The following is a 25,395-nucleotide window of genomic DNA, read 5'->3' as shown; positions in this document are numbered from 1 at the left end:
CGAAGAAGACCCTGCTTCATCGCACCACCCAACGAGAGGAATCCCATGTTCACCAAGAGGAGCCGCATCGCCGCGGCTTTCGCCGTCACCTCCGTCGCAGCACTGATGCTCGCCGGGTGCGGCGCCGGCGACCCGAACGCGAACGCCGGCGGCGCAGACGACAGCGGTCAGGAGCGCATCACCATCGGCGTGAGCGTCTACGACATGTCGTCCTTCGTCACGGAGGGCAAAGAGGGCATCGAGCGCTACGCCGACGAGAACAACATCGAGATCCTGTGGAACTCCGCGGGCCTCGACGTCAACACCCAGGCCAGCCAGGTCGACCAGTACGTGACGGCCGGTGTCGACGCGATCGTCGTCATCCCCGTGCAGGCCGACTCGCTGCAGCCGCAGATCGCCGCCGCGAAGGCCGCCGACATCCCCTTCTTCGACGTCAACGCCTCGCTCAACAGCGAAGACCTCACCGGCTCGGTGCAGCCCGATGACGTGGCCGCGGGTGAGCAGGAGGCGCAGATGATGATGGACGCCCTCGACGGGAAGGGCAACGTCATCATCCTGCAGGGACCGCTCGGAGGCTCGGGCGAGATCAACCGCGGAAAGGGCATCGACAACGTGCTCGCCGAGAACCCCGACGTGAAGGTGCTCGCCAAGGACACCGCGAACTGGAAGCGCGATGAGGCCGTCAACAAGGTCAGCAACTGGATCTCGGCCTTCGGCGATGACATCGACGGCGTGATCGCCCAGAACGACGACATGGGCCTCGGTGCACTGCAGGCGCTCAAGGAAGCCGGCATGACCGACGTGCCGATCGTGGGCATCGACGGGATCGCCGACGGCCTCGAGGCCGTCAAGAACGGTGACTTCATCGGAACCTCGCTGCAGAACGGCACGGTCGAGCTGTCGGCCGGTGTCGCCTACGCCGCCGCCATCGTGCGGGGCGAGGACGTCAAGGAGAACCCCGTCTACCTGATGCCCGCGATCACCAAGGACAACGTCGACGAGGCGATCGGTCACGTGGTCACGGAGCGCGACGCGTTCCTGAAGAACCTGAGCGAGATGACCAACAAGAACCTCAAGAGCGGCAACATCGCCTACGAGGGTCTCACCGGCCAGTCCGAGTGACAGCAGCGCCAGGGCCGCGGAGATGCTTCGGTGTCTTCGCGGCCCTGGTGTTCGGCGGACTGGTGTCTCACGCACTGGTGTTCCACGGACTGGTCGTTCACGGATGAGGGAGAAGCGGATGCCGACATACGTCGCCGGGGTGGATTCGTCCACGCAGAGCTGCAAGGTGAGTGTGCACGACCTGGAGACGGGAGAGATCGTGCGCTCCGGCCGGGCGGCGCATCCGTCCGGCACGGAGGTGGACCCCGAGGCCTGGTGGTCGGCACTCCAGAGCGCGATCGTCGATGCCGGCGGACTGCACGACGTCGCCGCGATCTCGGTCGCCGCCCAGCAGCACGGGCTCGTGGCGCTCGACGTGCAGGGGCGCGTGGTGCGTGACGCCCTGCTCTGGAACGACGTCCGCAGCGCCGAGGCCGCGGCGGCGCTCGTGACCGAAGTCGGTGCCGAGGAATACGCGCGCCGGGTCGGAGTCGTGCCCGTGGCGTCGTTCACGGGCGCGAAGCTGCGGTGGTTGCGCGAGCACGAGCCGGCCAATGCGGCCAGGGTCGCTGCCGTCGCCCTGCCCCACGACTGGCTCTCCTGGCGGCTGCGCGGCTTCGGGCCGACCGGCGCCAGCGACCTCGGCCCCGACCTGGAGGCGCTCGCGACGGACCGCTCCGATGCCAGCGGCACTGCGTACTGGAGCGCCTCGACCGGTGCCTACGATCTCGATCTGCTCGCGCGGGCGTTCGGTCGCGTCCCGCGCCTCCCCAAGGTGCTCGGACCTGCCGAGAGGATGGGCGTCACCCCCACGGGCACGGTGGTCGGCGCGGGTCTGGGGGACAACGCCGGGGGCGCGCTCGGACTCGATGCCCGACCGGGCGACGCCGTGATCTCGATCGGCACGAGCGGCACGGTCTTCGCCGTGTCCGAACACCCGATCGCCGACGCCACCGGAGCGGTCGCCGGCTTCGCTGACGGGAGCGGGAACCATCTTCCCCTCGTCGCCACGCTCAACGCGGCGCGGGTGCTCGATGCCGTCGCGGGTCTGCTCGGCGTCGACCACGCCGAACTCGCACGCCTGGCGCTGGAGTCAGAGCCGGGTGCGGGCGGACTGGTGCTGCAGCCCTACTTCGAGGGAGAGCGCACCCCGAATCGTCCGGATGCCACGGCCACGCTGTTCGGCATGTCGCTCGCCTCCACGCGCAGGGAGACGCTGGCGCGTGCCGCGGTGGAAGGACTGCTGTGCGGGCTCGCCGACGGCCTCGACGCCATCCGCCGGTGCGGGGTACCGGCCTCGCGCATCCTGCTCATCGGTGGCGCCGCACGCAACCCGGCGGTCTCGCGGATCGCGGCGCAGGTCTTCGACGTGCCGATCGTGGTGCCGGGAATCGACGAGGCGGTCGCCCGCGGTGCTGCCGTGCAGGCGGCGTGGGCGCTCACCGGCGAGCGTCCGTCGTGGCACGACGGCGAGGCACGTGCATTCGCGGTCGACCATCGGCCGATCATCCGCGAGCAGTACGCCGCGCGGAGCTGAGCTCAGGCGCCCCAGCCGGCCTGCACACCGCCCACACGCTCGGCGGCGATCTTCTCCTGGTATCCGGATGCGAGGTACGCGGCCATGGGATCTGCGGGAAGACCGCGCGTCTCGCGCCACTCGGCGAGGGCCGGACGCACGTCGGTGTAGAACGCATCCATGAAGACGGCGTTCGCTCCGAGCACGTCCCCGGACTTCTGCGCGGCGGTGAGGGCGTCGCGGTCGACGAGCAACGCTCGGGCGGTCATCTCCTGCACGTTCAGCACCGAGCGGATCTGGCCGGGGATCTTGTCCTCGACGTTGTGGCACTGGTCGAGCATGAACGCGACGTCGGGGTTGTTCAGCCCGCCGCCGCGGATGACCTCGAACAGGATGCGGAACAGCTGGAACGGGTCGGCGGCTCCGACGATCAGGTCGTCATCGGCGTAGAAACGCGAGTTGAAGTCGAACGAGCCGAGCTTGCCGAGGCGCAGCAGCTGCATCACGATGAACTCGATGTTCGTGCCTGGCGCGTGGTGGCCCGTGTCGAGGCAGACCATCGCCTTGTCACCGAGGGAGCTGACCTGCGCGTAGGAGGTTCCCCAGTCCGGAACGTCGGTGTGATAGAACGCCGGCTCGAAGAACTTGTACTCGAGCACCAGGCGCTGGTCGTCGCCGAGGCGGTCGTAGATCCTCTGCAGCGAGTCCTGCAGTCGATCCTGACGCCCCCGCATGTCGGCCTGCCCGGGATAGTTCGACCCCTCGGCCAGCCAGATCTTGAGGTCCCGGCTGCCGGTCGCATCCATCACGTCGATGCAGGCGAGGTGGTGGTCGATCGCCTTCTGCCGGATCGCCGCGTCCTCGTGCGTGAGGGCACCGAACTTGTAGTCGTCGTCCTGGAACGTGTTGGAGTTCACGGTGCCGAGGGTCACCCCGTGGTCTTCGGCGTGCTTGCGCAGGTCGGAGTACGAATCCACCACGTCCCACGGGATGTGCAGCGCCACCGCCGGCGCGAGTGCCGTGTAGCGGTTCACCTGTGCGGCGTCGGCGATCTTCTCCCACGGGTCCCGCGGGGTGCCGGGAGTGCCGAACACCTTGAAACGCGTGCCGGAGTTGCCGAAGGCCCAGCTGGGAAGCTCGATGCCCTGCTGGGCGAGGATGGCGAGGTTCGAGGGACTGAGGATGCTCACGATGCGCTGCTTTCGTTGGGGAGACCGGAGGTGGAGAGCTGGTCTTCGAGGTTGAACACCTCGGGAAGTGTGGGTGCCGCCTGGTCAGGGCGGCCGTCGAGGCCGACGAAGAAGCGGGCCATCTCGGCTTCCCAGCGGGCGGCGACCGGCGACGCGGCCAGGTATGCCTGCGCCGCGACATCGTCCTCGGTCTCGTAGTAGCCGATGAGCTCACCGTCGGGAGCGAGGAACAGCGAGTAGTTGCGGCGACCGGCCGCGGCGATCTCGGCGAGCATCTCCGGCCACACCGGCGCGTGACGCTCGCGGTACTCGTCCAGAAGCTCCGGACGCACCTGGAGCTTCACGCATACGCGGATCATGGGGACCTTTCCGTGGGCGTCCGGCCGACACTCGTGCCGGCCGGACGCCCGAAGGTGATCAGAAGTCGAACTCGCCGATGTTGTCGGCGTTGAACACGAACGGATCGCCGAGCACCACGACGCCGTCCTCCCCGACCGTGTACTCACCGAGGTCGCCGGCGGTGAAGGTGTCGCCCTTCTCGCCGGTGATGTCGCCCTCGATCAGCGCCTGCGCCGCGAAGGCCGCCAGGTAGCCGAGGTCCTCCGGGTTCCACAGGGCGAACGACGTGACGGTGCCGTCTTCGACGTATTCGCGCATCTGGTTCGGCGTGCCGAGGCCCGTCAGCGCGACCTTGCCCTTGTAGTCCGAGGTGGACAGGTAGCGGGCGGCTGCGGCGATGCCGACCGTCGTGGGCGAGATGATGCCCTTCAGGTTCGGGTGGGTCTGCAGCAGGGCCGCGGTCTTGTCGAACGACGTCTGGTCGTCGTCATCGCCGTAGACCGTCTCGACCAGGGTGATGTCGGGGTAGTCACTGGCGAGGTAGTCCTTCATCAGGTCGATCCAGGCGTTCTGGTTGGTCGCGTTCGCCGAGGCCGAGAGGACGGCGATCTCTCCCGCACCGCCGATCTGCTCGGCGATCTGGTCGACCTGCGCCTTCGCGATGCCCTCCGAATCCGCCTGGTTGACGAAGACGTCGCGGCACTCCGGGTTGGTGTCGGAGTCGAAGGTGACGACCTTCACCCCCGCGTCGCGGGCTTCGTTCAACGCGTCGCAGATGGCCTTCGGGTCGTTCGCCGAGACGACGAGTGCCCCGACGCCCTGCTGCGTCGCGGTGTTGATGTAGCTGACCTGGGCGTCGGGAGTCGCCTCGGCCGGCCCGACCTCGGCGAACGTGCCGCCGAACTCCTCGACGGCGGCCTTGCCACCCTTGCTGGAGGTGTCGAAGTAGGGGTTTCCGAGGTTCTTGGGCAGGAAGGTGACGGCGAGGTTGCCGTCACCGCCGTCGCCTCCGCCGCCATCGCCACCGGTGCTCGTGCATCCGGACAGGGCGACCGCGGCGGCGACCGCGAGCGCAGCGACAGCGGTCACGCGTTTACGTGCAAACATCATTGTTCTGTTCCTTTCGTGAGGGTGTGCCGCAACCGCGGCGTCGGCGTCATGAAGCTGTGGGTGCGGCGCCGGTGGTCGATCGTCCCGGTCTGCGACGAGCCTTCTGCAGCCAGGCGAGGAAGCTCGCGGCCACCACCGAGATGACCAGGAGGGCGCCGGTGATGATGTTGATCACGTCGGAGGTCACGTTCATCAGACGCAGTGCGCTGGCGAGCGAGCCGATGAGCAGCGCCGCCGCGACGACCCCGTAGATCTTGCCCCGGCCGCCGAAGACCGAGACGCCGCCGAGCACGACCGCCGCGATCACCTGCAGTTCGAGGCCGGTGGCGTTGTCGCCCCGCGCGCTGCCGTAGCGGAGGGTGTAGAAGATCCCGGCGAACGCGGCGACCACTCCGGAGAGCACGAAGAGGATGAACTTCGTGCGCTCCACGTGCACGCCCGAGAACCGTGCGGCGTCCTTCGAGAGGCCGATCGCGTACACGCCACGACCGAACGGTGTGTAGTGCAGCAGCAGGATGAACGCGACCAGGAGGAGCAGGAACGGGATCATGATGACGGGGATCGTGGTGCCGGCGAGCTTCGCCTTGGCGAGATCGGTCCAGAACTCCGGGAACTCGGTGACCGCCGTCGTTCCGAGCAGGCCGACCGCGAGGCCGCGAAACAGCGCGAGCGTTCCGATGGTCACGGCGAGCGACGGCAGACCGACGACGGTCACGAGGAATCCGTTGAAGGCGCCGCCGACCAGACCGACGAGCAGCGCCGCGAGAGCCGCGACCTCGAAGGGGATCCCGCCCTGCACGAGAGCCCCCGTGACGACGCTGGAGAGGCCCACCATGCTGCCGACCGACAGGTCGATCTCGCCCGTGATCATCACCAGCGTCATGGGCAGGGCGATCAGGAGGATCGGCGCGATGTCGAGGAGCAGGTACGTCAGCGTGATCGGCTGCCCGAACCCGCGTACGGTGCTCGCGGAGACGATGATGACGACGATCAGCAGGGCGACGATCGCCATCTCCCTGGTGAGGAGCACGCGGCGCCAGAGCGGCTTGTCGAAGTCGCGGATGACCCGGGTGGTCGCGGTCGTGGTCGCGGCGGTCATGACTTGTCCCTCGCTTCGATGAGCCGTCGTTTCTGGCGGACGGCGAGCACGCGGTCGAGCACGATCGCGCCGATGATCAGCAGGCCGACGACGGCACGCTGCCAGAAGTCGGGGATGCCGAGGATGGGGAGCGCCCGGTTGATCGTGAGCAGCAGCACCGCACCGATCGCCGCGCCCCACACGGAGCCGATTCCGCCGGTGATGGCGACGCCGCCGATCACGGCGGCACCCACCGCGTCGAGCTCCCACCCGGCTCCGGCCTGCGAGTTGATGGTGCCGTAGCGGGCCGCGTAGAACACTCCGGCGAGACCGGCGAGCGCCCCGGAGACGACGAAGGCGGTCAGCACGCGACGGGTGACGCGCAGGCCGTAGAGCTCCGCAGCCGCCGGATCGGATCCGATGGCGTAGTACTCCCGACCCCCGCGCGTGTTCTTCATGTACCAGGCGGCCGCGGCGAGCACGATGAGGGCGACGATCGTGAGGATCGGGATGCCCACGAGCTGCCCGGTGCCGAGGGCCAGGAAGTCCTTCGGCATGTCGGACGCGTTCACCCGGTCGCTGCCGGTCCACAGCACGTTGATGCCGCGGTAGGCGTAGAGCGTACCGAGCGTGATCACCATGGCCGGCACCTTGGCGAAGGCGACCAGTGCCCCGTTGACGAGTCCGAGGAGGGCACCGAAGACGACGGCGGCCACGACCACGATCACGATGGGGATGCCGGGCACGTCGATGAACAGGCGGCCGGTGAGGTAGGCGGTGAGCCCCATGACCGAGCCGACCGAGAGGTCGACGTTGCGGGTGATGAGCACGATGGCCTGCCCGACAGCGACCAGCACGAGGATCGAGGGCGTGAGCAGCAGGTCGCGCCAGCCGTCGGGGCTGAACAGGAAGTTGGAGTTGTTCGTCGTGGCTGCGACGATCACGAGTGCCAGGGCGAGGAGGATGCCGAATTCGCGCGCCCGACCGAGCGCGGAGAGCTTCTTCGTCACCGACGAGACGGGGATGGCGGTGGTCACGAGGAGAGCTCCGATGCGTGCGTGGCGGCGTACATGACGTTCTCGGAAGTCGCCTCCGCGCGGGCGATCTCCGCGGTGATGCGCCCTTCGCGCATGACGAGGACGCGGTCGGCCATGCCGAGCACCTCCGGCAGCTCGGACGAGATCATGAGGATCCCCATCCCCTGCCCCGCGAGCTCGGAGAGCAGTCGGTGCACCTCCGACTTGGTGCCGACGTCGATCCCTCTGGTCGGTTCGTCGATGATGAGCACCTTCGGCTTCGTGGCGAGCCACTTGGCGAGGACGACCTTCTGCTGGTTACCGCCGGAGAGTGTCGCCGCGACCGTGTCGAGGGCGTGCGTCTTGACCTCGAGCCTGGTCGCCCATTCCCGGGCAGCGCGGTTCTCGATGCCGGTGGTGAGGAACCCCAGCTTCGCGAGCTGGCGGCGGATGGAGAGGGTGATGTTGCCGCCGACGCCCGATTCGATCACGAGCCCCTGCTTGCGGCGGTCCTCTGGCACGAGGGCGAGGCCCGCACGCATGGCCTCGGTGGGTCGGCTGCGGGGGATGCGTGCGCCCTGCATCGTGACGGAGCCCTCGCGGTACGGGTCGACGCCGAAGACGGCACGCACCACTTCGCTGCGTCCGGCTCCGACGAGGCCGGCGAGACCGACGATCTCGCCCGCGCACACGGTGAAGGAGATGTCATGGAAGACGCCGGGACTGGTGAGGTTCTCGACCACCAGCAGCGGCGCGCCGACGGTCGTCTGCTGCTTGGGGAACAGCTCGGTCACCTCGCGACCGACCATCTGGTGCACGATCTCCTCGACCGAGGTGTCGGCGATCGCGCTGGTGGCGATGTACGCACCGTCCCGCATGACCGTGACGGTGTCGCAGAGTGAAAACACCTCGTCGAAGCGGTGCGAGATGAAGATGAGCGCACGACCCTCGTCGCGCAGACTCCGCGCGATCGTGAAGAGCCGCTCGACCTCGACGCCGGAGAGCGCGGCCGTCGGCTCGTCCATGACGAGCAGACTCGCGTCGAGCGAGACGGCCTTCGCGATCTCGATGACCTGCTGATCGGCGATGGACAGACCCTCCGCCGGACGGTCGGGATCGATGGTGACCCCGAGCCGGGTGAAGAGGCGCTCGACCTCGTGGCGCATCCCCCTGCGGTCGATACGGCCGAAGCGCCCGGTCGGCTGTCGGCCCATGAAGATGTTCTCGGTGACGGACAGATCGGGGAACAGCGTCGGCTCCTGATAGATCACCGCGACGCCCGCGCTCTTGGACTGCGCGGTGGAGGAGAAGTCCACGTCCTCTCCATGGAACCGGAACACCCCGTCGTCGCGCTGGTAGAGACCGGCGACGATCTTCACGAGGGTGGATTTGCCCGCGCCGTTCTCGCCGACCAGGGCGTGGATGGACCCGCCGTCGACCGACAGCGTCCCGGAACGGAGGGCGACCACCGCGCCGAACGACTTGCGGATGTCGCGGAGTTCGAGCGCCGGCGGAGCACCGGAGGTGTCAGAGGGAATCGTCATCGATCGGACCTAAGCTGCAGGATCATCCCTGCGGATTGAATCGTTTTAAAGAGCGGAGCATCTGAAATTTATGACTCTCGCTGGCTTCCTGTCAAGTCACGGTTTGGTCGGTGGTACGTTTCAGGGACATGTTTCGCGGATGGCGCGGAAAGGAATCACGCCGTGGTCGTCAGTGTTCGAGATGTCGCACTCGCCGCATCCGTCTCGGTCGGGACCGTCTCGAACGTCCTGAACCACCCGGACAAGGTGTCTCCCGCCACCGTCGAACGCGTCACAGCGGCGATCGAGAAGCTCGGCTTCGTGCGCAACGACGCCGCCAGGCAGCTGCGCGCAGGACACAGTCGCTCGATAGGCCTGGTCGTGCTCGACGTGCGCAACCCGTTCTTCACCGACATCGCCCGCGGCGCCGAGGAACGGGCCGCCGAGGCGCGGATGACGGTCACACTCGGCAACAGCGACGAGAAGGTCGAACGCGAGCGCGCCTACATCGACCTCTTCGAGGAGCAGCGCATCGCCGGTCTGCTCATCTCTCCGCTCGCCGACGACCTCCCGCGATTGCGACGTCTGCGCGATCGCGGCACCACCGTGGTGCTCGTCGACCGGGAAGTCGCCGACGAGAGCTTCTCCTCGGTATCGGTCGACGACGTCGGCGGTGGCTACCTCGCCGTGCAGCATCTCGCGGCGCAGGGACGACGACGCATCGCCTTCGTCGGGGGTCCGATGGGCATCCGACAGGTGGTCGACCGCCTGGAGGGAGCCAGCAGAGCCGCGAACGAGGCCGGCATCTCCCTCGAAGTGATCCTGACCGATTCGCTGAGCGTGCTCTCGGGCCGTGCCGCCGGCGAGACCCTCAGCGCACGTGCACCCGAAGATCGACCCGATGCCGTCTTCGCCGCGAACGACCTCCTCGCGATGGGGGTGCTGCAAGCACTCATGATGCGCAGCAGCATCCGGGTCCCGGACGAGATCGCCCTCATCGGCTACGACGACATCGACTTCGCGGCCGCCGCCGTGGTCCCGCTCTCGTCGATCCGCCAGCCCGCCGAACTCATCGGATACACGGCCGTCGATCTGATGCTGCGAGAAGCCGGCGGTCACGCCGGGCGGGAACGCGTGGTGTTCCAGCCCGAGCTCGTCGTGCGGGAGTCGACCGCGCGACCGGCCTGAGAGCGAGCCGTTCGCCGCGGCGGGCTCTCAGCGCCCGAGGGCTCTCTTCGCCTTCTTCGCCGCTCTCTCCGCCGTCTTCCGGCGCTGCTTCCTGGCCTTCGGGTCGTTCCACATCCGCACCAGCTGATGCCTCACCGACTCGCCCTTGTTGATCTGCACCGTCGCCGCCCTGCTCCCGAACACGTACGCGACGAAGGCGACGCCGACGATGAGGAGGATCTTGTTGCGCATGATGCCTGCTTTCTGGGGGCTGCGGAGGAGCGTCGGGTCAGGAGAGCCGACGCTGGTCGTGGGCGAGGCGAGCCCGCAGGCTCGTGTGCACCGAGACGAAGGTGTCGGTGTCGCGCCCCGTCAGCACGGCGAGGTTGGCGAGGAGGCGATCGACGTGGTCGACGAGCTCTCGCGGATCGGTGTTCTGACGCGGCGTCACAGCCACGTGCAGCACAGGGCGGCGACGGATGTCATTGGCAGTGACCTGCGCGGACAGAACCTCATCGCGGGTGGTGAGGGAGTTCTTCACGGCGTCGGAGACGAACGACTCGTTCACGGTCACCCGACCCAGCGGGTTCTGCGCTCCGCTGGAACGCAGCACCGTCTTCGACCGACGCCCCGCGATGCTCGTGAGCGCGAGGATCAGCAGCACGATCACGACCACGATCGCTGCGACGGCGCCGATGCCGATCCACGACAGGCCGCCACCGGCGATCGCGGTCGCGGCGATGGCCTGGTCGAGCCAGGACCGAGCGTCCTTGCCTGCCGCGGTCCAGATGTCCGACAGGGTGGGCCAGCTCATGATGGCGATGCCCACCGCACCGAGGGCGAGGAACAGCAGCCCGATGATCAGCAGCAGGATGCGGTTCAACGCGCGATTCGTGTTGTTCACAGCTCGTCTTCCTTCTCGGTGGGACGCTCGATGCGCACGCGGGTGCGCACCTTGTCGGTCAGCCGGTACGTCTGCAGCTCCGCTTCGGCCGCCGCCTGCACGTCGGCCTTGTCCAGCGGCACTCCGATGCCGGGCCGCACGGTCACGTCGACGGTGCGGTGTCCGACACCGACGGTGATGCTGTCGCGGGTGAGTCCCGTCTCCTCGGCGAGGTGCTGGGCCAGGGCGCTGGCGATCACGCCGTTGTCGACGACGACCGCGCGTCCACCCGCATCGAGGACATGCCTCGACAGTCGTCCCGGTGTGACGGCGAGCACGATGAAGACCAGTCCGATGAGGGCGAGCACGACACTGCCGGCGATCACGAGACCGGCGGGCTGTGCCGTGGGCAAGCCGATCAGCCAGCCCGCCGCTGCGGCAGGACCGACCAGGAGGGCGGGCTGCGCGGCGAGGCTCAGCACGATCTCGAGTCCGATGTACGCGAGGGCGAGGATGAGCAGGACGACCGCGACGAACATCGCGACGGTTCGCGGCGAGTGCGTCTCGCGTCGGATGACGCGGCGCAGGACCGGGGTGCTCATTTCACTCGTCTCCTTTCCGGGATGACGGCACCGGTGACGGTGAGGTTGATGCGGATGACGTTGCGCCCGAGGATCGTGCTCAGGTTCTGCTGCAGCTGTTCCTGCAGTTCGCGTGCCCGCTCCAGGACGGGCACGGCCCGAGCGATCGCTGCCGTGTCGTCCAGGCTCGGGACGGGAAGGGGCGTGGCGATGCGCACGGTGACCCCGCGCGGGTGCTCCGCGACATCGACCTTCACGTCGCTGCGAGGCACCCCGATCAACGTCGCGGACGCCTTCTCGGTGACGGTGCGGTAGACGCGGTCCTTCACCTCGACGCGACCGCGGACGGCGGCCCCGCCGGCGGCGGCTCCGGAGAGCGCGCCGCCGGCGATGTGCTGGTCGGCACCCATCAGGAGGTACGCCGCCCGGTGAAGACGTCGGCGAGTCCGCGGACGTCGAGCTTGCCGGAGGCGATCCGGCCGACGAGCGCCCCGATGCCCGCGAAGAGAGCCATGAGGAGGAACCCCCAGAACCCGAACAGCAGGGCGGCGAGGGCCAGCAGTGCGCCGATCAGGGCGCCGACCGTTGTGGCGCTCATGAGACGCGCGACTCCTCGTTGTCGTCGCTGTCGTCACCGGGCACGTGCACGTCGTTGACCTCGACGTTGACCTCGACGACCTCGAGACCGACCAGACGGCTGATCGCACCGGCGACAGCGGCACGGACGTTGTTGGCGACGTCCTGGATGGGCGCCGGGTACTCGACGACGATGGTCAGGTCGGCCGCTGCCTGCGTGTCGCCGACCTCGACCTTCACGCCCTGCGCGAGGTCGGTCGCGTTGATCACGTCGCGGATGGCGCCGAAGGCGCGTGCGCCTCCGCCACCGAGGGCGTAGACGCCGGCGACCTCACGCGCGGCGATGCCGGCGACCTTGGCCACGACACCGTCGGCGATGGTGGTCTTGCCCGCGGCGTTCTCGTCGGCGGGGACGCGCGAAGAGGAGAATCCGCTCGACCGGTCGACGCGCGACGCGGAAGCGCCGGCGGCCTTCGGAGCGGCCTGTGCGAGCTCCTTCTCGGCCGGAGCGGGGGTGGTCTGGTCCTGGTTTGCCATGAGGTGTCCCATCTCGATCTGAAGACCGGCCGTGGGTCCCGTGTGGAACTCCCGCCGGGAGCGAAACGCTCGCTCGGAGATAGGACGGATGTGCCGGCGGATTCGTCACAAAGTCGTTTCCGCAGCGCCCGGGAGCGCCCGCCGAGGGGCACTCAGACGCCCGCGCCGCCGTACATCTCGCCGACGGGGACCGGAACGGAGAGCACATTGCCCGGTTGCGCGAGCGGGCACGCCCAAGCCGGGTCATAGGCGCACGAGGGGTTGTAGGCGAAGTTGAAGTCGAGCACGATCGTGCCACGCGCCGCATCGGATCCGAGATCGGCGCCCTTGATCGTGTCGACGAGATAGCGTCCGCCGCCGTAGGTCCCGCCGACGCCCCCGGCGAGCGCATCGCGCACGGGCACGAAGAGCCCGCCGCCGTAGGTGGTCAGTCGCCAGACATCGAGCGACCCCGCATCCGGCACCTCCACGCGCCCGATCCGCTCGAAGGGCACGATGCCGTCGGTGCCGGTCGCGAAGTCGAACCCCCCGGGGTCGGCGGGGAGGATCGGCAGCTCGAAGCGCCACTGCGCGTCGTACGAGGCGATCGGCAGCCCCTCGAACAGCGCTCGGTCCTCGGGCAGCAGCGGCGTCGCCGGGTGGTGGAGCATCAGATCGTCGCGCTCGATCCGCCAGAGCTCGTGCGCTTCCTCCGCGGAGTCGGCGCCGCGCACGGCGTCGTACAGGGCGAACACCCGACGTCGCCAGTCGACGACCTCGAGGGCGGTGCGTGCAGGTGCGCTGGTCATGCCCTCAGGCTAGACGCCGTCGCGGAGATCCGGTGCGGCCCCCGTCAGGCGGTGTCGACCATCCGCGCGTAGCCCGACTCGTACGTCGGGTGTTCCAGGCCACCGAGGAGGGAGAGCAGCAGAGTCCCGTCGTACACGACGCCGCGCGGTCCGGCCGGCCCCGAATCCGGCGGCACCTGCGCATTCAGCCGTGCGGCGAGGAACCGCACGACGTCTCCGAGTGGAGCGGGGCCCTGGTCGACGGCATGCAGCACGCGAGGCGGGTCGTCCATCCGCAGCAGCAGGTCGAGGGCGCGCACGAGGTCGCTCTCGTGGATGCGGTTCGTGCGGCGGGAATGATCGACGGCCGCGCCCTCGCGCACCTTCCGCACCAGGAAATCCCGCCCCGGCCCGTAGATGCCAGCCGGGCGCACGACGACGGCGTCGAAGAGCTCCACCGCGGCCCTCTCGCCGTCGACGAGTCCGCGCGATCGCGGTGTCGTCGGCGTCGGCTCGTCCTCCTCCGTCAGAGGATGATCGGGATCCGCCCCCTCGAACACCCCCGTCGAGGAGACGAAGACCGTCCGGGCGGGAGGATCCGGGAGGGCGCACGCGAGGTGCCCCAGAGCAGTGCGGTAAGAGGTCTCGGTATCGCCGGGCGGCAGCGTGACGAGCACCGCGTCGACCCGCTCGAGAGAAGTCGGCAACGGGTGCGCCAGGTCGGCGGCGATGCCCCCGACCCCGTCGGGAAGTGCTCCCTCGGTGCGTCGGAGCGCGATCACCTCCTCGCCGCGGGCGAGAAGCAGCGGCGCGAGGCGGGTGGCGAGCTTGCCGTAGCCGACGAGGAGGGTGCGGCGGGGTGCCGGATCGAGAGTGCTCACGGAGCTCCGCTCAGCCGGCGGTCAGCACAGGGAGTGCGACGCCGTGCAGCGCATCGACCACGGGAGCGAGCTCGGGCTGCGCCGCTGCTTCCTCCAGCACCTGCTCGAGCGCCGCATCGTGGATGGGGTGCGCGCGTTCGTACAGCTCGCGGCCGGCGGGAGTGAGTTCGGTGTAGATGCCGCGACGGTCGTCGGCGCAGAGGATGCGCGTGAGGAGGCCTCGATCCTCCAACCGGTTCACCAGCCGCGTGGTGGCGCTGGGGCTCAGGGCTGCCGCACGGGCGAGCTGCTGCATGCGCATGTGCCACCCGTCCTGGCGATCGAGGGCATCGAGCACGGTGTACTCGACCACGGAGAGCTCGACCGTCTCACCCAGGCGCCGCTCGAGAGCAGTCTCGATCAGCCCGTGCAGCGCGGCGAGCGTGCGCCACCCCTGTGCGCGCACCTCGACGGCGTCGTCACCGATTCCCATGGCCATCCTCCGCGATAGTTGCTTGCGCCGGATACTTGCGCGTGCAATCATTATCCTTCGACGCGCAATATGCCGCGCCTGCAAACATTCCCTCCAATCTATCAGGAGAGTCGTCATGCCTCTAGGACTGATCGCCCTCGCCATCGGGGCGTTCGGCATCGGACTCACCGAGTTCGTGATCATGGGCCTGCTCCCCGACGTCGCCCGAGACTTCGGGGTCACCGAGTCGGCTGCCGGCTGGCTCATCTCCGGCTACGCACTCGCTGTCGTCGTCGGCGCACTCGTGCTCACCGCAGCGGCCACGCGGTTGCCCCGCAAGCCCGTGCTGCTCGGTCTGATCGTGCTCTTCATCATCGGCAACGTGCTCACCGCGCTCGCGGACGACTTCGGCACAGCGATGGTCGGCCGCATCGTCGCCGCCCTCTGTCACGGCGCGTTCTTCGGCATCGGCTCCGTGGTCGCCGCCGGCCTGGTCGCCCCCGAGAAGAAGGCCGGCGCGATCGCGATCATGTTCACGGGCCTCACTGCCGCGAACGTCTTCGGAGTGCCGTTCGGCACCTTCCTCGGCCAGGAGCTGGGATGGCGCTCGACCTTCTGGGCGATCTCGGGCATCGGCGTGCTGGCGTTCATCGGTATCGCCCTGCTCGTGCCGCGCCTCCCCCGCCCCACCGAACAGGTGAGCCTCCGCGGGGAGCTGGCGGCGTTCCGTTCGGGACAGGTCTGGTTCTCGCTCGTCGTCACGATCCTCGCGTTCGGCGGGATGTTCGGCGCCTTCACCTACATCGCCTACACGCTGACCGAGGTGAGCGGATTCGCGTCGTCCGCCGTGCCGTGGCTGCTGGTGCTCTTCGGCGCCGGCCTCGTGCTCGGCAACTGGCTGGGCGGGCGACTCGCCGACCGCACGATCGACCGTACTCTCCTGATCTTCATCGCCGCACTCGTCGTCGTCCTCGCCGTGTTCGCGATGTCAGCGCAGTCCGGCATCGCGACGATCATCGCCCTGTTCCTGATGGGCGGCTTCGGATTCGGCACCGTTCCCGGGCTGCAGAGCCGTGTCATGAAGTACGCCGGAGGCGCTCCGACCCTCGCCTCCGGGGCCAACATCGGCGCGTTCAACGTCGGCAACGCACTCGGCGCCTGGGCGGGCGGACTCGGCATCTCCGCAGGACTCGGCTACACCTCCCCGATCTGGCTGGGCGCGATCCTCACCGCCATCGCCCTGATCGTGATGGTCGTCGCCGCCGCGCGTGCGCGGAGCACCGCGACCCGCGAGGCGACCCCCACCGCGACCACACCCGTGTCCGTCGACTGAGCCGCGCCCGGACCCTCACCGGCTCCTAGGCTGGCCGCATGGCATCCGAACTGGCGGACACGACATCACGACGCGTCGTGTTCCGCCGTTTCGGCGGCCCCGAGGTGCTCGAACTCGAACGTCGAGCGGTACCGCGCCCGGCCCGCGGCGAAGTGCTCGTCCGCGTAGCGGCCGCCGGAGTGAACCCGGTGGACTGGAAGCTGTTCAGCGGACGGCCGATGCACGATCCCTACGAGCGCAGCCTCCCTTCGGGCAACGGCTACGACTTCTCCGGCACGATCCAGGCGCTCGGCGATGGGGCGGGCGAAGCCCGGGCTCACGACGCGCGCGGTTGGCGGATCGGCGATGCGGTGTTCGGTGGGCTCCGCTACCACGCGCAGGCGGACCACCTCGTGATCGACCCCGCCGTGCTGGTCGAGGTTCCCGCAGGTCTCGGTCTCGTCGAAGCAGGCGCCCTCAACGTCACCGGCCGCACAGCCGTCGCCAGCGTGCGGTCACTGGGGATCACCGCGGGTGATGTCGTCCTCGTCAGCGGTGCAGCCGGTGGTGTCGGCATCCTCACCGCCCAGCTCTGCGTGCTGCGCGGGGCCCGCGTGCTCGGAACGGCCAGCCCGAGGAATCACCCCCTGCTGCGCCGCCTCGGCATCGAGCCTCTCCCCTACGGGCCTGCTCTCGCGGATCTGCTCCGCGCCGCCACGCCGGAGGGCGTCACCGCCGTCCTCGACACGGTCGGCCACGGCTCGGTCGAGCTGGCTCTCGCACTCGGCGTTCCCGCCGACCGCATCAACACGATCGCCGACTACGACGCCCGCGCGCGGCATCCGGTCCGGGGCGTCGGAGGGTCGGCTGCCGGCACCGAAGAGCTCGGGATCATCGCGCAGCTGATCGCCGACGGTCGCGTCGAGATGCCGATCGACTCGGTGCACCCGCTCGAGGAGGTCAGAGCGGCATACACGAGATCCATCGCCGGACGCGCGTCCGGGAAGATCGTGCTCACCACCGCTACGAGCCGTCGCCCCCACGAGCATCCCCCGCACGGCCGACTCTGACGACGGATGCTCGCCGCCCCACGCAGAAGCGCCGCACCCCCGGAGAGGATGCGGCGCTTCGTGCATGCAGCGGTGGTTACTCCGCGGCGGCGATCTTCTTGGCGTCGTCCGTGTTGAGCACGCGGAACAGGATCGCCGCGATCACGGCACCGACGACCGGGGCGACGATGTAGAGCCACAGCGAGCTCCACGCGAAGTGGCCGCTCACCGAGAGGCCGAGTGCGACGGCGGGGTTGAAGCCACCACCGGAGATCGATCCGACGGTCGCCGCACCGACGAACACGGTCGCACCGATCGCGAGCCCGTAGAACGAGTTGCCGGCGGTGTCCTTCGACGTGGCCGTGTTGAGCACGACCCACACCAGGATCAGCGTGAAGAGCGCCTCGACCAGGAACGCCGGGCCGACCTCGATGACCATGGCCTTCTCGCCCGCCGGCCACACGGACATGCTGACGAGCGCAGCGACCGCACCACCGACGAACTGGGCGATGAGGTAGCTGATGAAGTCGACGACGCTGAGGCCGCCGCGCAGGAAGACACCGACCGAGACGGCCGGGTTGAGGTGAGCACCGGAGATGTGGCCCGTCGAGAACACGAGCACCATCAGGGTGAAACCGATCGCGAGCGGAGTCAGCGGGCTGTCGCTGTTCACTGCCGCGATGATCGCGAGGACGAAGAGGAAGGTGGCGATCGCTTCTGCGAGCGCCTTGCGTGCGGTACCGGTCATGAGAGAGCCCCTTGTCTTGGGAGTTCGAGAGAGGAAGCCCGCGCATCCGGCCGGTCCGCCCCTCGTGCGGCACCGAGGATATCGCCGCGCCGGCCGCGATTCCGGGAGCCGCGCGGACTTTCTGTGAATCCGCTGAGTGCTCCGGGGCGGAGGCACGGAAGACGGCCGCCTGCCTCGTCGTCCGGTCCGGCCATGTCAACCCCGTGGTCGGACCGTTGAGCACCCGTTTAGCCTGCTGGCATGACCACCGAGACCGCGCCGCAGGTTGAATCCCCGACCCGCCTGCGGAGAGCGATCACCGGCCCCCTCCTGTTCGCGTTCATCCTCGGCGATGTGCTGGGTGCGGGCATCTACGCGCTGATGGGCGTGCTCTCCGAGAAGGTCGGGGGGATGCTGTGGGCCCCGCTGCTCCTGGCATTGCTGCTCGCCATGCTCACGGCCGGATCCTATGCCGAGCTCGTGACCAAGTACCCTCGCGCTGGGGGCGCTGCCGTGTTCGCGGAGCGCGCGTTCCACAGCCCCCTCGTCTCGTTCCTGGTGGGGTTCAGCATGCTCGCGGCGGGCGTGACCAGCGCGGCCGGACTCGCCATCGCGTTCGCCGGCGACTACCTTGGCACCTTCCTCGACCTCCCCACCATCCCTGTCGCGATCGCCTTCCTCGCACTCGTCGCCCTCCTCAACGCCCGCGGAATCCGCGAATCCATGGGCGCCAACCTCGTGATGACCGCGATCGAGCTCAGCGGCCTGGTGATCGTGATCGCCGTGGTGGCGGTCTTCTTCTTCGGCGGCGGCGGCGATGCCTCCCGCACCGTCGAGGGCCCTGAGGGGACCGGCGTCGCCATCGCCGTGCTGTCCGGAGCGGTCATCGCCTACTACTCCTTCGTGGGTTTCGAGACCTCCGCCAACATGATCGAAGAGGTGAAGAACCCGCGTCGCACGTATCCCCGCGCCCTGTTCGGAGCCCTCATCACCGCCGGCGCCGTCTACATCCTGGTGGGTCTCGCGAGCTCGATCGCCCTGCCTCCCGCCGAGCTGCAGGAGTCGAGCGGCCCGCTGCTGGCCGTGGTCGAGGCGACGGGAGCAGGCATCCCGTCGTGGCTGTTCAGCCTGATCGCGCTCGTCGCCGTGGCCAACGGCGCCCTGCTCACGATGATCATGGTCAGCCGTCTCACCTACGGCATGGCGGAGCAGGGGCTGCTTCCCGCCGCTCTCGGACGCGTGCTGCCGAAGCGCAAGACCCCATGGGTCGCGATCCTCACCACCACCCTCGTGGCGATGGGCCTGACACTCGTCGGCGATCTGGCCACCCTCGCCGAGACCGTGGTGCTGCTGCTCCTCGTCGTCTTCCTGAGCGTCAACGTCTCCGTGCTGGTGCTGCGTCGCGACCGCGTCGAGCACGACCACTTCCGTGTCTGGACCTTCGTGCCCGTGCTCGGGATCGCCTCCTGCATCCTGCTGCTCACCCAGCGGCGACCTGCGGTGTGGCTCTTCGGGGCGATCCTGCTCGCGGTCGGCGGCGTGCTCTACGCGCTGGCGCGCTGGAGCAGAAGACATGCGGACAAGAAGAACGCCCCCTCCGGCGGAGAGCCCGCCGGCGACCAGAAGGAGAACCATGAGCACGCCTGAACACACGACGGACGACGAGATGACGAGCGCGGAGAAGCGACACGATCAGCTGACATCAGCCCCCGACGCCACCGAGGCCGACGCCGCCCCCCGCGTCGAGGTCACCGAGCACGACGGCAACACCCGCATCGACATCGCCCCCGAGGCGCCGGTGCGTCCGGGCCCGGGGCCCGGCATGCCAGAGGCCGACCCCGAGGACTGAGTCCCTGCTCAGGGTCACGGCGCGGCGGAGGCCTCATCCACGGATGCGCCCACCCGCTCCCGGGTGCTGCCGATCGTGGCGAAACCGCGGGCGGCGAGGATGCTCTCAGTGCGTCGCATGATGTCCTCCCCCGATACCGCCGCCAGAGCACCCGCCGCCGGGATCGACGACGTCGTGGTGGCGTCCGTGATGAACTCGACCTCGAAGCCGAGGTCGGCAGCCACCCGCGTCGTCGTCTCGCAGCACTGCTCGGTGCGGATGCCGCACACCACCAGCCGACGGATGCCATCACGGCGCAGCCTCTCCTCGAGGTCGGTCGACGCGAAGGCGTTGATGGTGGTCTTCGTCAACGCCGGCTCCGAGGCGAGAGGCTCGAGAGCATCGATCACGCGCACGAACCCGTTGACCGGGTCGAACACGCCGCCGGACCCGGGCTCGGAGTGGGTGATCCAGACGACCTCGTCCCCCACGCGACGGGCATGCGCGACGAGGAGCGCGATGTTCTCGAGCACGGCGGGGTTCGCGGTGGTCGCCCAGTCATCGGCGCGCTGACGGAACGACTCCTGCGCATCGACGACGAGCAGGGCGGTGTCGGAGTGAGCGTTCATCCGCTCATCGTCACCCGTGCCTGGTTCGTCGGCAAGGAGAGGAACCGTCGCCGAGCATACGATTCCGGACAGCTCCGGCCACCGCGACGGTGCCTAGAGCCAGCCCTTGCGCTTGAACGCGGCGTAGAGGCCGAAGCCCAGCGCGACCATCATCGCGATCGCCATGGGGTAGCCGAGCAGCCAGTGCAGTTCGGGCATGTGGTCGAAGTTCATGCCGTAGATCGTGCCGACGAGCGTCGGGGCGAACAGGATGGCCGCCCACCCCGAGATCTTCTTGACCTCGTCGTTCTGACGGATGCTGAGCTCCGTCATCCGCCGCATCTCCTCGTTCTGGCGACGCGCGACGATGGTCGACTCCACCGTGAGCGCGTTGTCGAGCACGGTGCGGAACGTGGTCGCGCGGTCGCTCACGCGCAGCGTGTGATCCAGCACATCGCGAAGGTAGCGGCGCAGCTCCTCGCCCACCTCGTACTTGTCGGACCCGCGCAGGAGCGCCTCGAGCATTCCCGAGAGCGGCTGCGTTGCACGCTGGAAGTCGATGACCTCCCTGCCCAGGTCGTAGATGCGCTGCGTGGCGTCGGTGTCTTCCTCGAACAGCTGGCTCTCGATCTCGTCGATGTCGTTCTCGAGTCCGGCGAGCACTGGCGTGTACTCGTCGACGACCTCGTCGAGGATGGCGTAGAGCACGGCCTCAGGACCGTGGGAGAGGAGCGCAGGGTCGGCTTCCAGGCGCCGACGGACACGACCGAGATCGGGGGCTTCCGCGTGCCGGATCGTCACGACGAAGTCCGGCCCGACGAGGACGTGCACCTCGCCGAACTCGACCTCTTCGACGTCATCGAGATAGCGGGCGGGTCGCAGCACCATGAACAGCACGTCGCCGTAGCGCTCGAGCTTGGCGCGCTGATGACCGGAGAGGGCGTCCTCCACGACGAGCGCATGGATGCCGAACTCGTCGGCGACCTCGCGGATCTCCTCCTCGCTCGGCCGGTAGAGGCCTATCCAGCCCATGCCGCCGCGCTCGCGCATGCGCTCGAAGGTCTCGCTGAGCGTCACCGGGTTCTCGGTGCGGACGCCATCCACGTAGATCGCATTGTCGATGATCGCCATCGTCGCCCCTTCGCGTGCCTCTCAGTCGAAGCGGGTCACTCCGCAGCCGGCGGGGCGACGCACGGGATCGCGGCATCGGTGATCGCCTGGTGGTACTGCTCGGCGGTGAAAGGAAGACCGAACTCCGGCGCGGTCTGCCCTGCTGCGGCCGGAGCCTTCGACGCGATGGCCGCGAGCTCCCAGGAGAGCCGCTGGGAGAACACGTCGCCGCCCGTCGAGTCGTTGAGCACCACGGCCACGGTGAATCCGGTCGCCGGATCGGAGTATGCGGCGGTGGCGTAACCGGGTGTCCAACCGTGCTGGCCGATCATCGAGCCGACGAGGTAGGCGCCGCCGGTGGCCTGGTACCACGACGGGGCGCCTTCGGCGACCGGCAGCGGAGCGCCGAAGCGGTCCGGCTTGTCTTTGGTGCGAAGAGCCTGCTGCGCCTCGGCCTGCGCGTAGCGGCCGAGATCGGTGATGGTCGACACGACGCCCGAATCGGTGAAGCCCGTGCTGGAGGACAGCGTGGTGATGTCGACGGGGGCCGCGCAGTCGAACCCTCCCTCGACCGCGTTGAGGTAGTGACCGTCCAGGGAAGCTCCGGTCCCCGGCTTCGCGGCGGCCGGTCCCGGCAGCGAGGTATCGGGGAGCCCGAGCGGATCGGTGACGTACTCGGCGATCAGTTCGGAGGCCGTCATGCCCGAAGCGCGCTCGAGGGCCAGGCCGAGCAGCAGGTATCCGGCGTCGGAGTCGCGGAAGGTCGTGTGCGGGGCGACCCGGTCGCGCGCCAGCCCGAACCCGGCGAGTTCCAGCGGGGACCACACCCGGTCAGGGGTGTTCATCCAGGCCGACTTCACGGTCGGCTCGGAGGATCCGGCACCGCTGGTCCCGTTGCAGAGATCGAGGAGCGTGATGCCCTCGTCGCGCATGTCCGCGACGCCGGAGACGTAGTCGGCGACGTTCGCATCCAGCTCGACCACCTTCCGGTCGGCGAGGGCGTAGAGGACGTCGCAGGTCATCAGACGGGTCACGTCCGCGATGCGGAACGACATGTCCGTCGACAGCTCGGTTCCACCCTCGCGATCCTGCGTGCCGATGCCCGCCACCCAGCTTCCGCTCCAGGGCGCCCACACGCCGACGATGGCGCCGGACGCCCCGGACGCGGTGAGCGCGTTCTCGACGGCCGCCTGCATCGCGGCGACGGTGTCGTCGGGAAGCGAGCCGTCCACCTGAGCGGGAGGCGTGTAGGAGAAGGACTCCTCGGAAGAGCATCCGGTGAGGACGAGAGCGAGCACGGCCGCCGTCGCCGTTGCGGCGCGCCACCGGCGCGACGAGAGAAGCTGCATGGATAGAACCCCCGAAGACGTGTCTCCCGAGTCTAGAGCGCCGATGCTGAAAGTCGGCCCCGCGACGGGGTCGGAGGTCGACATAGGGTGGGGAGCGTGCCCCACACCTTCGACGCAGACGTGATCACCGCCGTCCTCCGCCACATGAACGGCGACCACACCGACGACAACCTGCTCATCGCACGAGCCTTCGCCGACACCTCGGACGCGCACATCACGGACTCCGTCATGACCGGATTCGACGGCGAGGCGGGGACATGGGACATCACCCGCGACGGCATCGTGACCGAGCTGCGCGTGCCGTGGCCCGGCGGTCCGATCGCCGACCGCCCGTCCGTGCGCCGGGAGGTCGTGGCACTCTACGACGCCGCGTGCGCGCGCCTGGGCGTCGAGCCCCGACCGCACGCCTGACGACTGCGCACGCCTGACGACTGCGCACGCCTCACGACTGCGCACGCCTGCCGACTCGGACTTCCCCTGAGGTAAGGCAAGCCTTACACTTGCCTCATGCCCGAGATCCTCTCCTTCTCCGCCGCCCTGCGCGAGCGTTCGTCCGGATCGCACTCCCGCAGCGAGACCGCCGGCTTCATGTCCGACCTCCTGAAGGGCGAAGGGTCTCGCGAGGACTACATCTCGCTCGTCGCTCAGCACTACTTCATCTACGAGGCGCTCGAATCCGCAGGTGACCGCATGCGCCAGGATCCCGTGGCCTCCGTCTTCATCACCGACAAGCTCACCCGGCTCCCGGCGCTCGAAGCCGACCTCGAGTTCCTGCTCGGAGCCGACTGGCGCGAGCGGATCGTCGCCCTGCCGACGACGCAGCGCTACGTCGACCGCATCCGGCAGGTCGGCGCCACCTGGGCCGGCGGCTTCGTCGCGCACCACTACACCCGCTACCTCGGCGACCTGTCCGGCGGGATCTTCATCGGACGCGTGATGGCTCGCCGCTTCGGCTTCGAGACCAACGGCATCGGCTTCTACCTGTTCGACGACATCGCCGACCCCGCCGCGTTCAAGGACGTGTACCGCGAGCAGCTCGACGCCGCGCCGTGGGACGATGCCGAGCGCGAGCGCGTGATCGACGAGGTGCTGCTCGCCTACCGCTTCAACACCGAGCTGTTCGAAGACCTCGACCGCGCACGCGCCGCCGCCTGACCCGCGCTCAGCTCTTCGGCAGCTCCGGCGTCGATGCGGCCAGCCAGGCGTCGCGCATGAACCGACGCACGTCCTCGTCCACGCGGATGTCGCGGGGGCGCAGCGGACGCGACAGGTAGAGCCCCTCGAGCGAGGTCAGCCGGCTGAGAGCCACGTACGTCTGTCCCGGTGCGAACGCTCCGGAGCCGAGGTCGATGATCGCGCGCTCATAGGTCTTGCCCTGCGACTTGTGGATCGTGACCGCCCACGCCAGCCGCAGCGGGAACTGCGTGAACTCGGCCACCACGTCGCGGGTGAGCTTCTTGGTGTTCTGGTCGTACGCGTAGCGGAACCGTTCCCATACGGCGGGCTCGACGTCGACCTCCTCGCCGTCGATGTCGACCCGCACGGCACTTCCGAGGATGCGCACCACCGTCCCGATCGTGCCGTTGACCCAGCGCGGCGGCTCGCCAGACATCGCGGTGTCGTTGCGCAGGAACATGACCTGCGCGCCGACCTTGAGCTTCAGCTCCGACTCGGCGGGGAGCGCGGCCTCGCCCCTCCCGAAGTCTCCGCTCACCTCTGCGCGCGCGGTCTGCTCCTTACCCGGCAGCGCAGCCAGGTGTCGGCTGTTGATGCTGTTCACGATGTCGTTGCGCGTGGCGAGCGTGATCATCGGCACTTCACCCGGCTCGGGATCGGGCGGCGTCCGCGCGCCCTGGGTGTTGAGCACCCCGGCGATCTCGGCGGTGACGCGCCCGTAGCGGACGGCGTTCAGCATGGCCTTGAACCCGTCGTCGGACTGGCGATGGATCTGCACGAGCTCGCGCACGTGCAGCTCGGCACGCGTGTCGACAGCGAACAGGCCGTCCTGATCCGACTCGCCGGTCCCACCGCCGCCTCCCGCCCACACCTTCGCGTCGAAGAACCAGAACGAGCGGTAGTGGTCCTGCACGTAGCGGGCCTCGTCGCCGCGCGGCGGCACGGGAGCGAGCTGATACGGGTCGCCGAACATGACCACCTGCACGCCGCCGAACGGCTCACCCCTGCGGCCCCGTGCCTGCCGCAGCGAGCGGTCGATGGCGTCCATCAGGTCTGCATTGACCATGGAGATCTCGTCGATCACGAGCGTCTCGATCGCGTTCAGGATGCGGCGGGTCGCATCGTTCTGATCGATGTCCGCATCTCCGATCAGGCCGATCGGAAGTCGGAACAGCGAATGGATCGTCTGCCCCTCGACGTTGAGCGCCGCGACGCCGGTCGGCGCGCAGATCGCGATCTGCTTCTTCGTGTTCCAGGCGAAGTGCTGAAGGAGGGTCGATTTGCCCGTACCGGCTCGTCCGGTGATGAAGACGTGTTCACCGGTGTCCTCGATGAGCCGGAACAGCTCTTGCTGCTCCTCGGACAGGGCGGGAAGGGACACGGTTCTCACAGGGGCAGCGGACGGACAGGGCGCTCGTCCATGCTACGTCCCGGCATCCGCGCACGGCCGCCGACGCTCGGCGTCCCCCCAGGACGCCCTCCTAGACTGACGCCATGGACCGGGCACGTGCGAGCGCGCC

At 68.9% G+C, this 25,395-nt stretch carries 29 protein-coding genes; 9 read left to right on the top strand and 20 right to left on the bottom strand.

The genetic code is table 11. The annotated features are described in order from the left end of the window. Positions 1–45 precede the first annotated feature (45 nt). Both FFS56_RS13170 and xylB read left to right on the top strand, forming a co-directional pair. Entirely contained in the window at positions 46–1,122 is a 1,077-nt protein-coding gene (locus FFS56_RS13170) for a substrate-binding domain-containing protein (protein ID WP_046748661.1), read from the top strand. A gap of 118 nt (positions 1,123–1,240) precedes the next feature. After that, positions 1,241–2,638 carry a xylulokinase gene (gene xylB / locus FFS56_RS13165; RefSeq protein WP_127012787.1) on the top strand — a complete coding sequence of 466 codons (1,398 nt, stop codon included), beginning with the start codon at positions 1,241–1,243 and terminating at the stop codon, positions 2,636–2,638. Positions 2,639–2,640: 2 nt separating this feature from the next. On the opposite strand, the gene rhaI is transcribed toward xylB, so the two are convergent. The 6 genes from rhaI to FFS56_RS13135 are packed head-to-tail and all read right to left on the bottom strand — an operon-like array spanning position 2,641 to position 8,894. Then, positions 2,641–3,807: an L-rhamnose isomerase gene (rhaI, locus tag FFS56_RS13160; RefSeq protein ID WP_046748659.1), complete on the bottom strand. Its 1,167-nt coding sequence runs from the start codon at positions 3,805–3,807 to the stop codon at positions 2,641–2,643. Next, entirely contained in the window at positions 3,804–4,166 is a 363-nt protein-coding gene (locus FFS56_RS13155) for an L-rhamnose mutarotase (protein WP_127012788.1), read from the bottom strand. Before FFS56_RS13155 ends, rhaI begins: the two co-directional genes overlap by 4 nt. A 58-nt stretch (positions 4,167–4,224) precedes the next feature. Then, positions 4,225–5,256 (bottom strand): rhamnose ABC transporter substrate-binding protein, encoded by a 1,032-nt coding sequence (gene rhaS, locus FFS56_RS13150; protein ID WP_046748657.1) that lies wholly within the window; start codon positions 5,254–5,256, stop codon positions 4,225–4,227. Positions 5,257–5,302: 46 nt separating this feature from the next. After that, on the bottom strand, positions 5,303–6,355 hold the full coding sequence (locus tag FFS56_RS13145; RefSeq protein ID WP_046748656.1) for an ABC transporter permease: 1,053 nt from the start codon (positions 6,353–6,355) through the stop codon (positions 5,303–5,305). Continuing rightward, positions 6,352–7,371, bottom strand: a complete 1,020-nt coding sequence (locus tag FFS56_RS13140; RefSeq protein WP_046748655.1) for an ABC transporter permease — start codon at positions 7,369–7,371, stop codon at positions 6,352–6,354. The genes FFS56_RS13145 and FFS56_RS13140 overlap by 4 nt, the downstream gene beginning before the upstream one ends. Continuing rightward, positions 7,368–8,894 (bottom strand): sugar ABC transporter ATP-binding protein, encoded by a 1,527-nt coding sequence (locus tag FFS56_RS13135; RefSeq protein WP_046748654.1) that lies wholly within the window; start codon positions 8,892–8,894, stop codon positions 7,368–7,370. Before FFS56_RS13135 ends, FFS56_RS13140 begins: the two co-directional genes overlap by 4 nt. Positions 8,895–9,056: 162 nt before the next feature. On the opposite strand from FFS56_RS13135, the gene FFS56_RS13130 reads away from it, so the two are divergent. Then, on the top strand, positions 9,057–10,061 hold the full coding sequence (locus FFS56_RS13130; protein WP_046748653.1) for a LacI family DNA-binding transcriptional regulator: 1,005 nt from the start codon (positions 9,057–9,059) through the stop codon (positions 10,059–10,061). A gap of 27 nt (positions 10,062–10,088) precedes the next feature. Here the strand turns inward: FFS56_RS13130 and FFS56_RS13125 are convergent, their stop codons facing one another. From FFS56_RS13125 to FFS56_RS13085, 9 genes are all read right to left on the bottom strand, one after another. Then, entirely contained in the window at positions 10,089–10,292 is a 204-nt protein-coding gene (locus FFS56_RS13125) for a hypothetical protein (RefSeq protein WP_045263865.1), read from the bottom strand. A gap of 37 nt (positions 10,293–10,329) precedes the next feature. Continuing rightward, positions 10,330–10,944, bottom strand: coding sequence for a hypothetical protein (locus FFS56_RS13120; protein WP_046748651.1), 615 nt, complete (start codon positions 10,942–10,944; stop codon positions 10,330–10,332). Continuing rightward, positions 10,941–11,525, bottom strand: coding sequence for a DUF6286 domain-containing protein (locus FFS56_RS13115; RefSeq protein ID WP_046748650.1), 585 nt, complete (start codon positions 11,523–11,525; stop codon positions 10,941–10,943). Before FFS56_RS13115 ends, FFS56_RS13120 begins: the two co-directional genes overlap by 4 nt. Next, positions 11,522–11,914 carry a hypothetical protein gene (locus FFS56_RS13110; RefSeq protein ID WP_046748649.1) on the bottom strand — a complete coding sequence of 131 codons (393 nt, stop codon included), beginning with the start codon at positions 11,912–11,914 and terminating at the stop codon, positions 11,522–11,524. The genes FFS56_RS13115 and FFS56_RS13110 overlap by 4 nt, the downstream gene beginning before the upstream one ends. Then, on the bottom strand, positions 11,914–12,102 hold the full coding sequence (locus FFS56_RS13105) for a DUF2273 domain-containing protein (RefSeq protein WP_046748648.1): 189 nt from the start codon (positions 12,100–12,102) through the stop codon (positions 11,914–11,916). The genes FFS56_RS13110 and FFS56_RS13105 overlap by 1 nt, the downstream gene beginning before the upstream one ends. After that, positions 12,099–12,617: an Asp23/Gls24 family envelope stress response protein gene (locus tag FFS56_RS13100; RefSeq protein ID WP_046748647.1), complete on the bottom strand. Its 519-nt coding sequence runs from the start codon at positions 12,615–12,617 to the stop codon at positions 12,099–12,101. Before FFS56_RS13100 ends, FFS56_RS13105 begins: the two co-directional genes overlap by 4 nt. Positions 12,618–12,769: 152 nt before the next feature. Next, positions 12,770–13,405: a DUF1684 domain-containing protein gene (locus FFS56_RS13095; RefSeq protein ID WP_046748646.1), complete on the bottom strand. Its 636-nt coding sequence runs from the start codon at positions 13,403–13,405 to the stop codon at positions 12,770–12,772. A gap of 44 nt (positions 13,406–13,449) precedes the next feature. Then, positions 13,450–14,265, bottom strand: coding sequence for a sugar nucleotide-binding protein (locus FFS56_RS13090; RefSeq protein ID WP_127012789.1), 816 nt, complete (start codon positions 14,263–14,265; stop codon positions 13,450–13,452). Positions 14,266–14,275: 10 nt separating this feature from the next. Next, the gene (locus FFS56_RS13085) at positions 14,276–14,737 is read right to left on the bottom strand and encodes a MarR family transcriptional regulator (RefSeq protein WP_046748644.1); all 462 of its coding nucleotides are present in this window, start codon (positions 14,735–14,737) and stop codon (positions 14,276–14,278) included. 115 nt (positions 14,738–14,852) lie between these two features. Here FFS56_RS13085 and FFS56_RS13080 point away from each other — a divergent pair, with 115 nt between their 5' ends. Then, positions 14,853–16,049, top strand: coding sequence for an MFS transporter (locus tag FFS56_RS13080; protein ID WP_127012790.1), 1,197 nt, complete (start codon positions 14,853–14,855; stop codon positions 16,047–16,049). Between the two features lie 38 nt (positions 16,050–16,087). Then, complete coding sequence (locus FFS56_RS13075; protein WP_127012791.1) at positions 16,088–17,098, top strand: NADP-dependent oxidoreductase; 1,011 nt, start codon at positions 16,088–16,090, stop codon at positions 17,096–17,098. A gap of 76 nt (positions 17,099–17,174) precedes the next feature. Here FFS56_RS13075 and FFS56_RS13070 read toward each other — a convergent pair whose 3' ends face one another. Then, a complete protein-coding gene (locus FFS56_RS13070) occupies positions 17,175–17,825 on the bottom strand; it encodes an aquaporin (protein ID WP_046748641.1) in 651 nt (216 codons plus the stop codon). A gap of 240 nt (positions 17,826–18,065) precedes the next feature. Between FFS56_RS13070 and FFS56_RS13065 the strand changes: the two genes are divergently transcribed. Continuing rightward, positions 18,066–19,451, top strand: a complete 1,386-nt coding sequence (locus FFS56_RS13065; protein ID WP_127012792.1) for an APC family permease — start codon at positions 18,066–18,068, stop codon at positions 19,449–19,451. Beyond that, positions 19,438–19,653, top strand: coding sequence for a hypothetical protein (locus FFS56_RS13060; protein ID WP_046748639.1), 216 nt, complete (start codon positions 19,438–19,440; stop codon positions 19,651–19,653). The genes FFS56_RS13065 and FFS56_RS13060 overlap by 14 nt, the downstream gene beginning before the upstream one ends. Positions 19,654–19,667: 14 nt before the next feature. Here the strand turns inward: FFS56_RS13060 and FFS56_RS13055 are convergent, their stop codons facing one another. From FFS56_RS13055 to FFS56_RS13045, 3 genes are all read right to left on the bottom strand, one after another. Then, on the bottom strand, positions 19,668–20,261 hold the full coding sequence (locus FFS56_RS13055; RefSeq protein WP_127012793.1) for an isochorismatase family protein: 594 nt from the start codon (positions 20,259–20,261) through the stop codon (positions 19,668–19,670). Positions 20,262–20,354: 93 nt separating this feature from the next. Beyond that, the gene (gene corA / locus FFS56_RS13050; protein ID WP_046748637.1) at positions 20,355–21,371 is read right to left on the bottom strand and encodes a magnesium/cobalt transporter CorA; all 1,017 of its coding nucleotides are present in this window, start codon (positions 21,369–21,371) and stop codon (positions 20,355–20,357) included. A gap of 35 nt (positions 21,372–21,406) precedes the next feature. Beyond that, on the bottom strand, positions 21,407–22,699 hold the full coding sequence (locus tag FFS56_RS13045) for a serine hydrolase domain-containing protein (RefSeq protein ID WP_046748636.1): 1,293 nt from the start codon (positions 22,697–22,699) through the stop codon (positions 21,407–21,409). A gap of 96 nt (positions 22,700–22,795) precedes the next feature. Between FFS56_RS13045 and FFS56_RS20815 the strand changes: the two genes are divergently transcribed. Further along, entirely contained in the window at positions 22,796–23,110 is a 315-nt protein-coding gene (locus FFS56_RS20815) for a DUF2470 domain-containing protein (RefSeq protein ID WP_113680122.1), read from the top strand. A gap of 96 nt (positions 23,111–23,206) precedes the next feature. Then, on the top strand, positions 23,207–23,854 hold the full coding sequence (locus tag FFS56_RS20810; RefSeq protein WP_046748635.1) for a biliverdin-producing heme oxygenase: 648 nt from the start codon (positions 23,207–23,209) through the stop codon (positions 23,852–23,854). 7 nt (positions 23,855–23,861) lie between these two features. On the opposite strand, the gene FFS56_RS13030 is transcribed toward FFS56_RS20810, so the two are convergent. Then, a complete protein-coding gene (locus FFS56_RS13030) occupies positions 23,862–25,256 on the bottom strand; it encodes an AAA family ATPase (protein WP_046748634.1) in 1,395 nt (464 codons plus the stop codon). Between the last annotated feature and the right edge of the window lie 139 nt (positions 25,257–25,395).

Origin of the sequence: Microbacterium sp. Beta (assembly GCF_005502545.1) — a bacterium.
Classification (GTDB): Bacteria; Actinomycetota; Actinomycetes; order Actinomycetales; family Microbacteriaceae; genus Microbacterium; species Microbacterium oxydans.
Note: the sequence above shows the minus strand (reverse complement) of the source record. Positions and strands in the feature narration are given on the sequence as shown.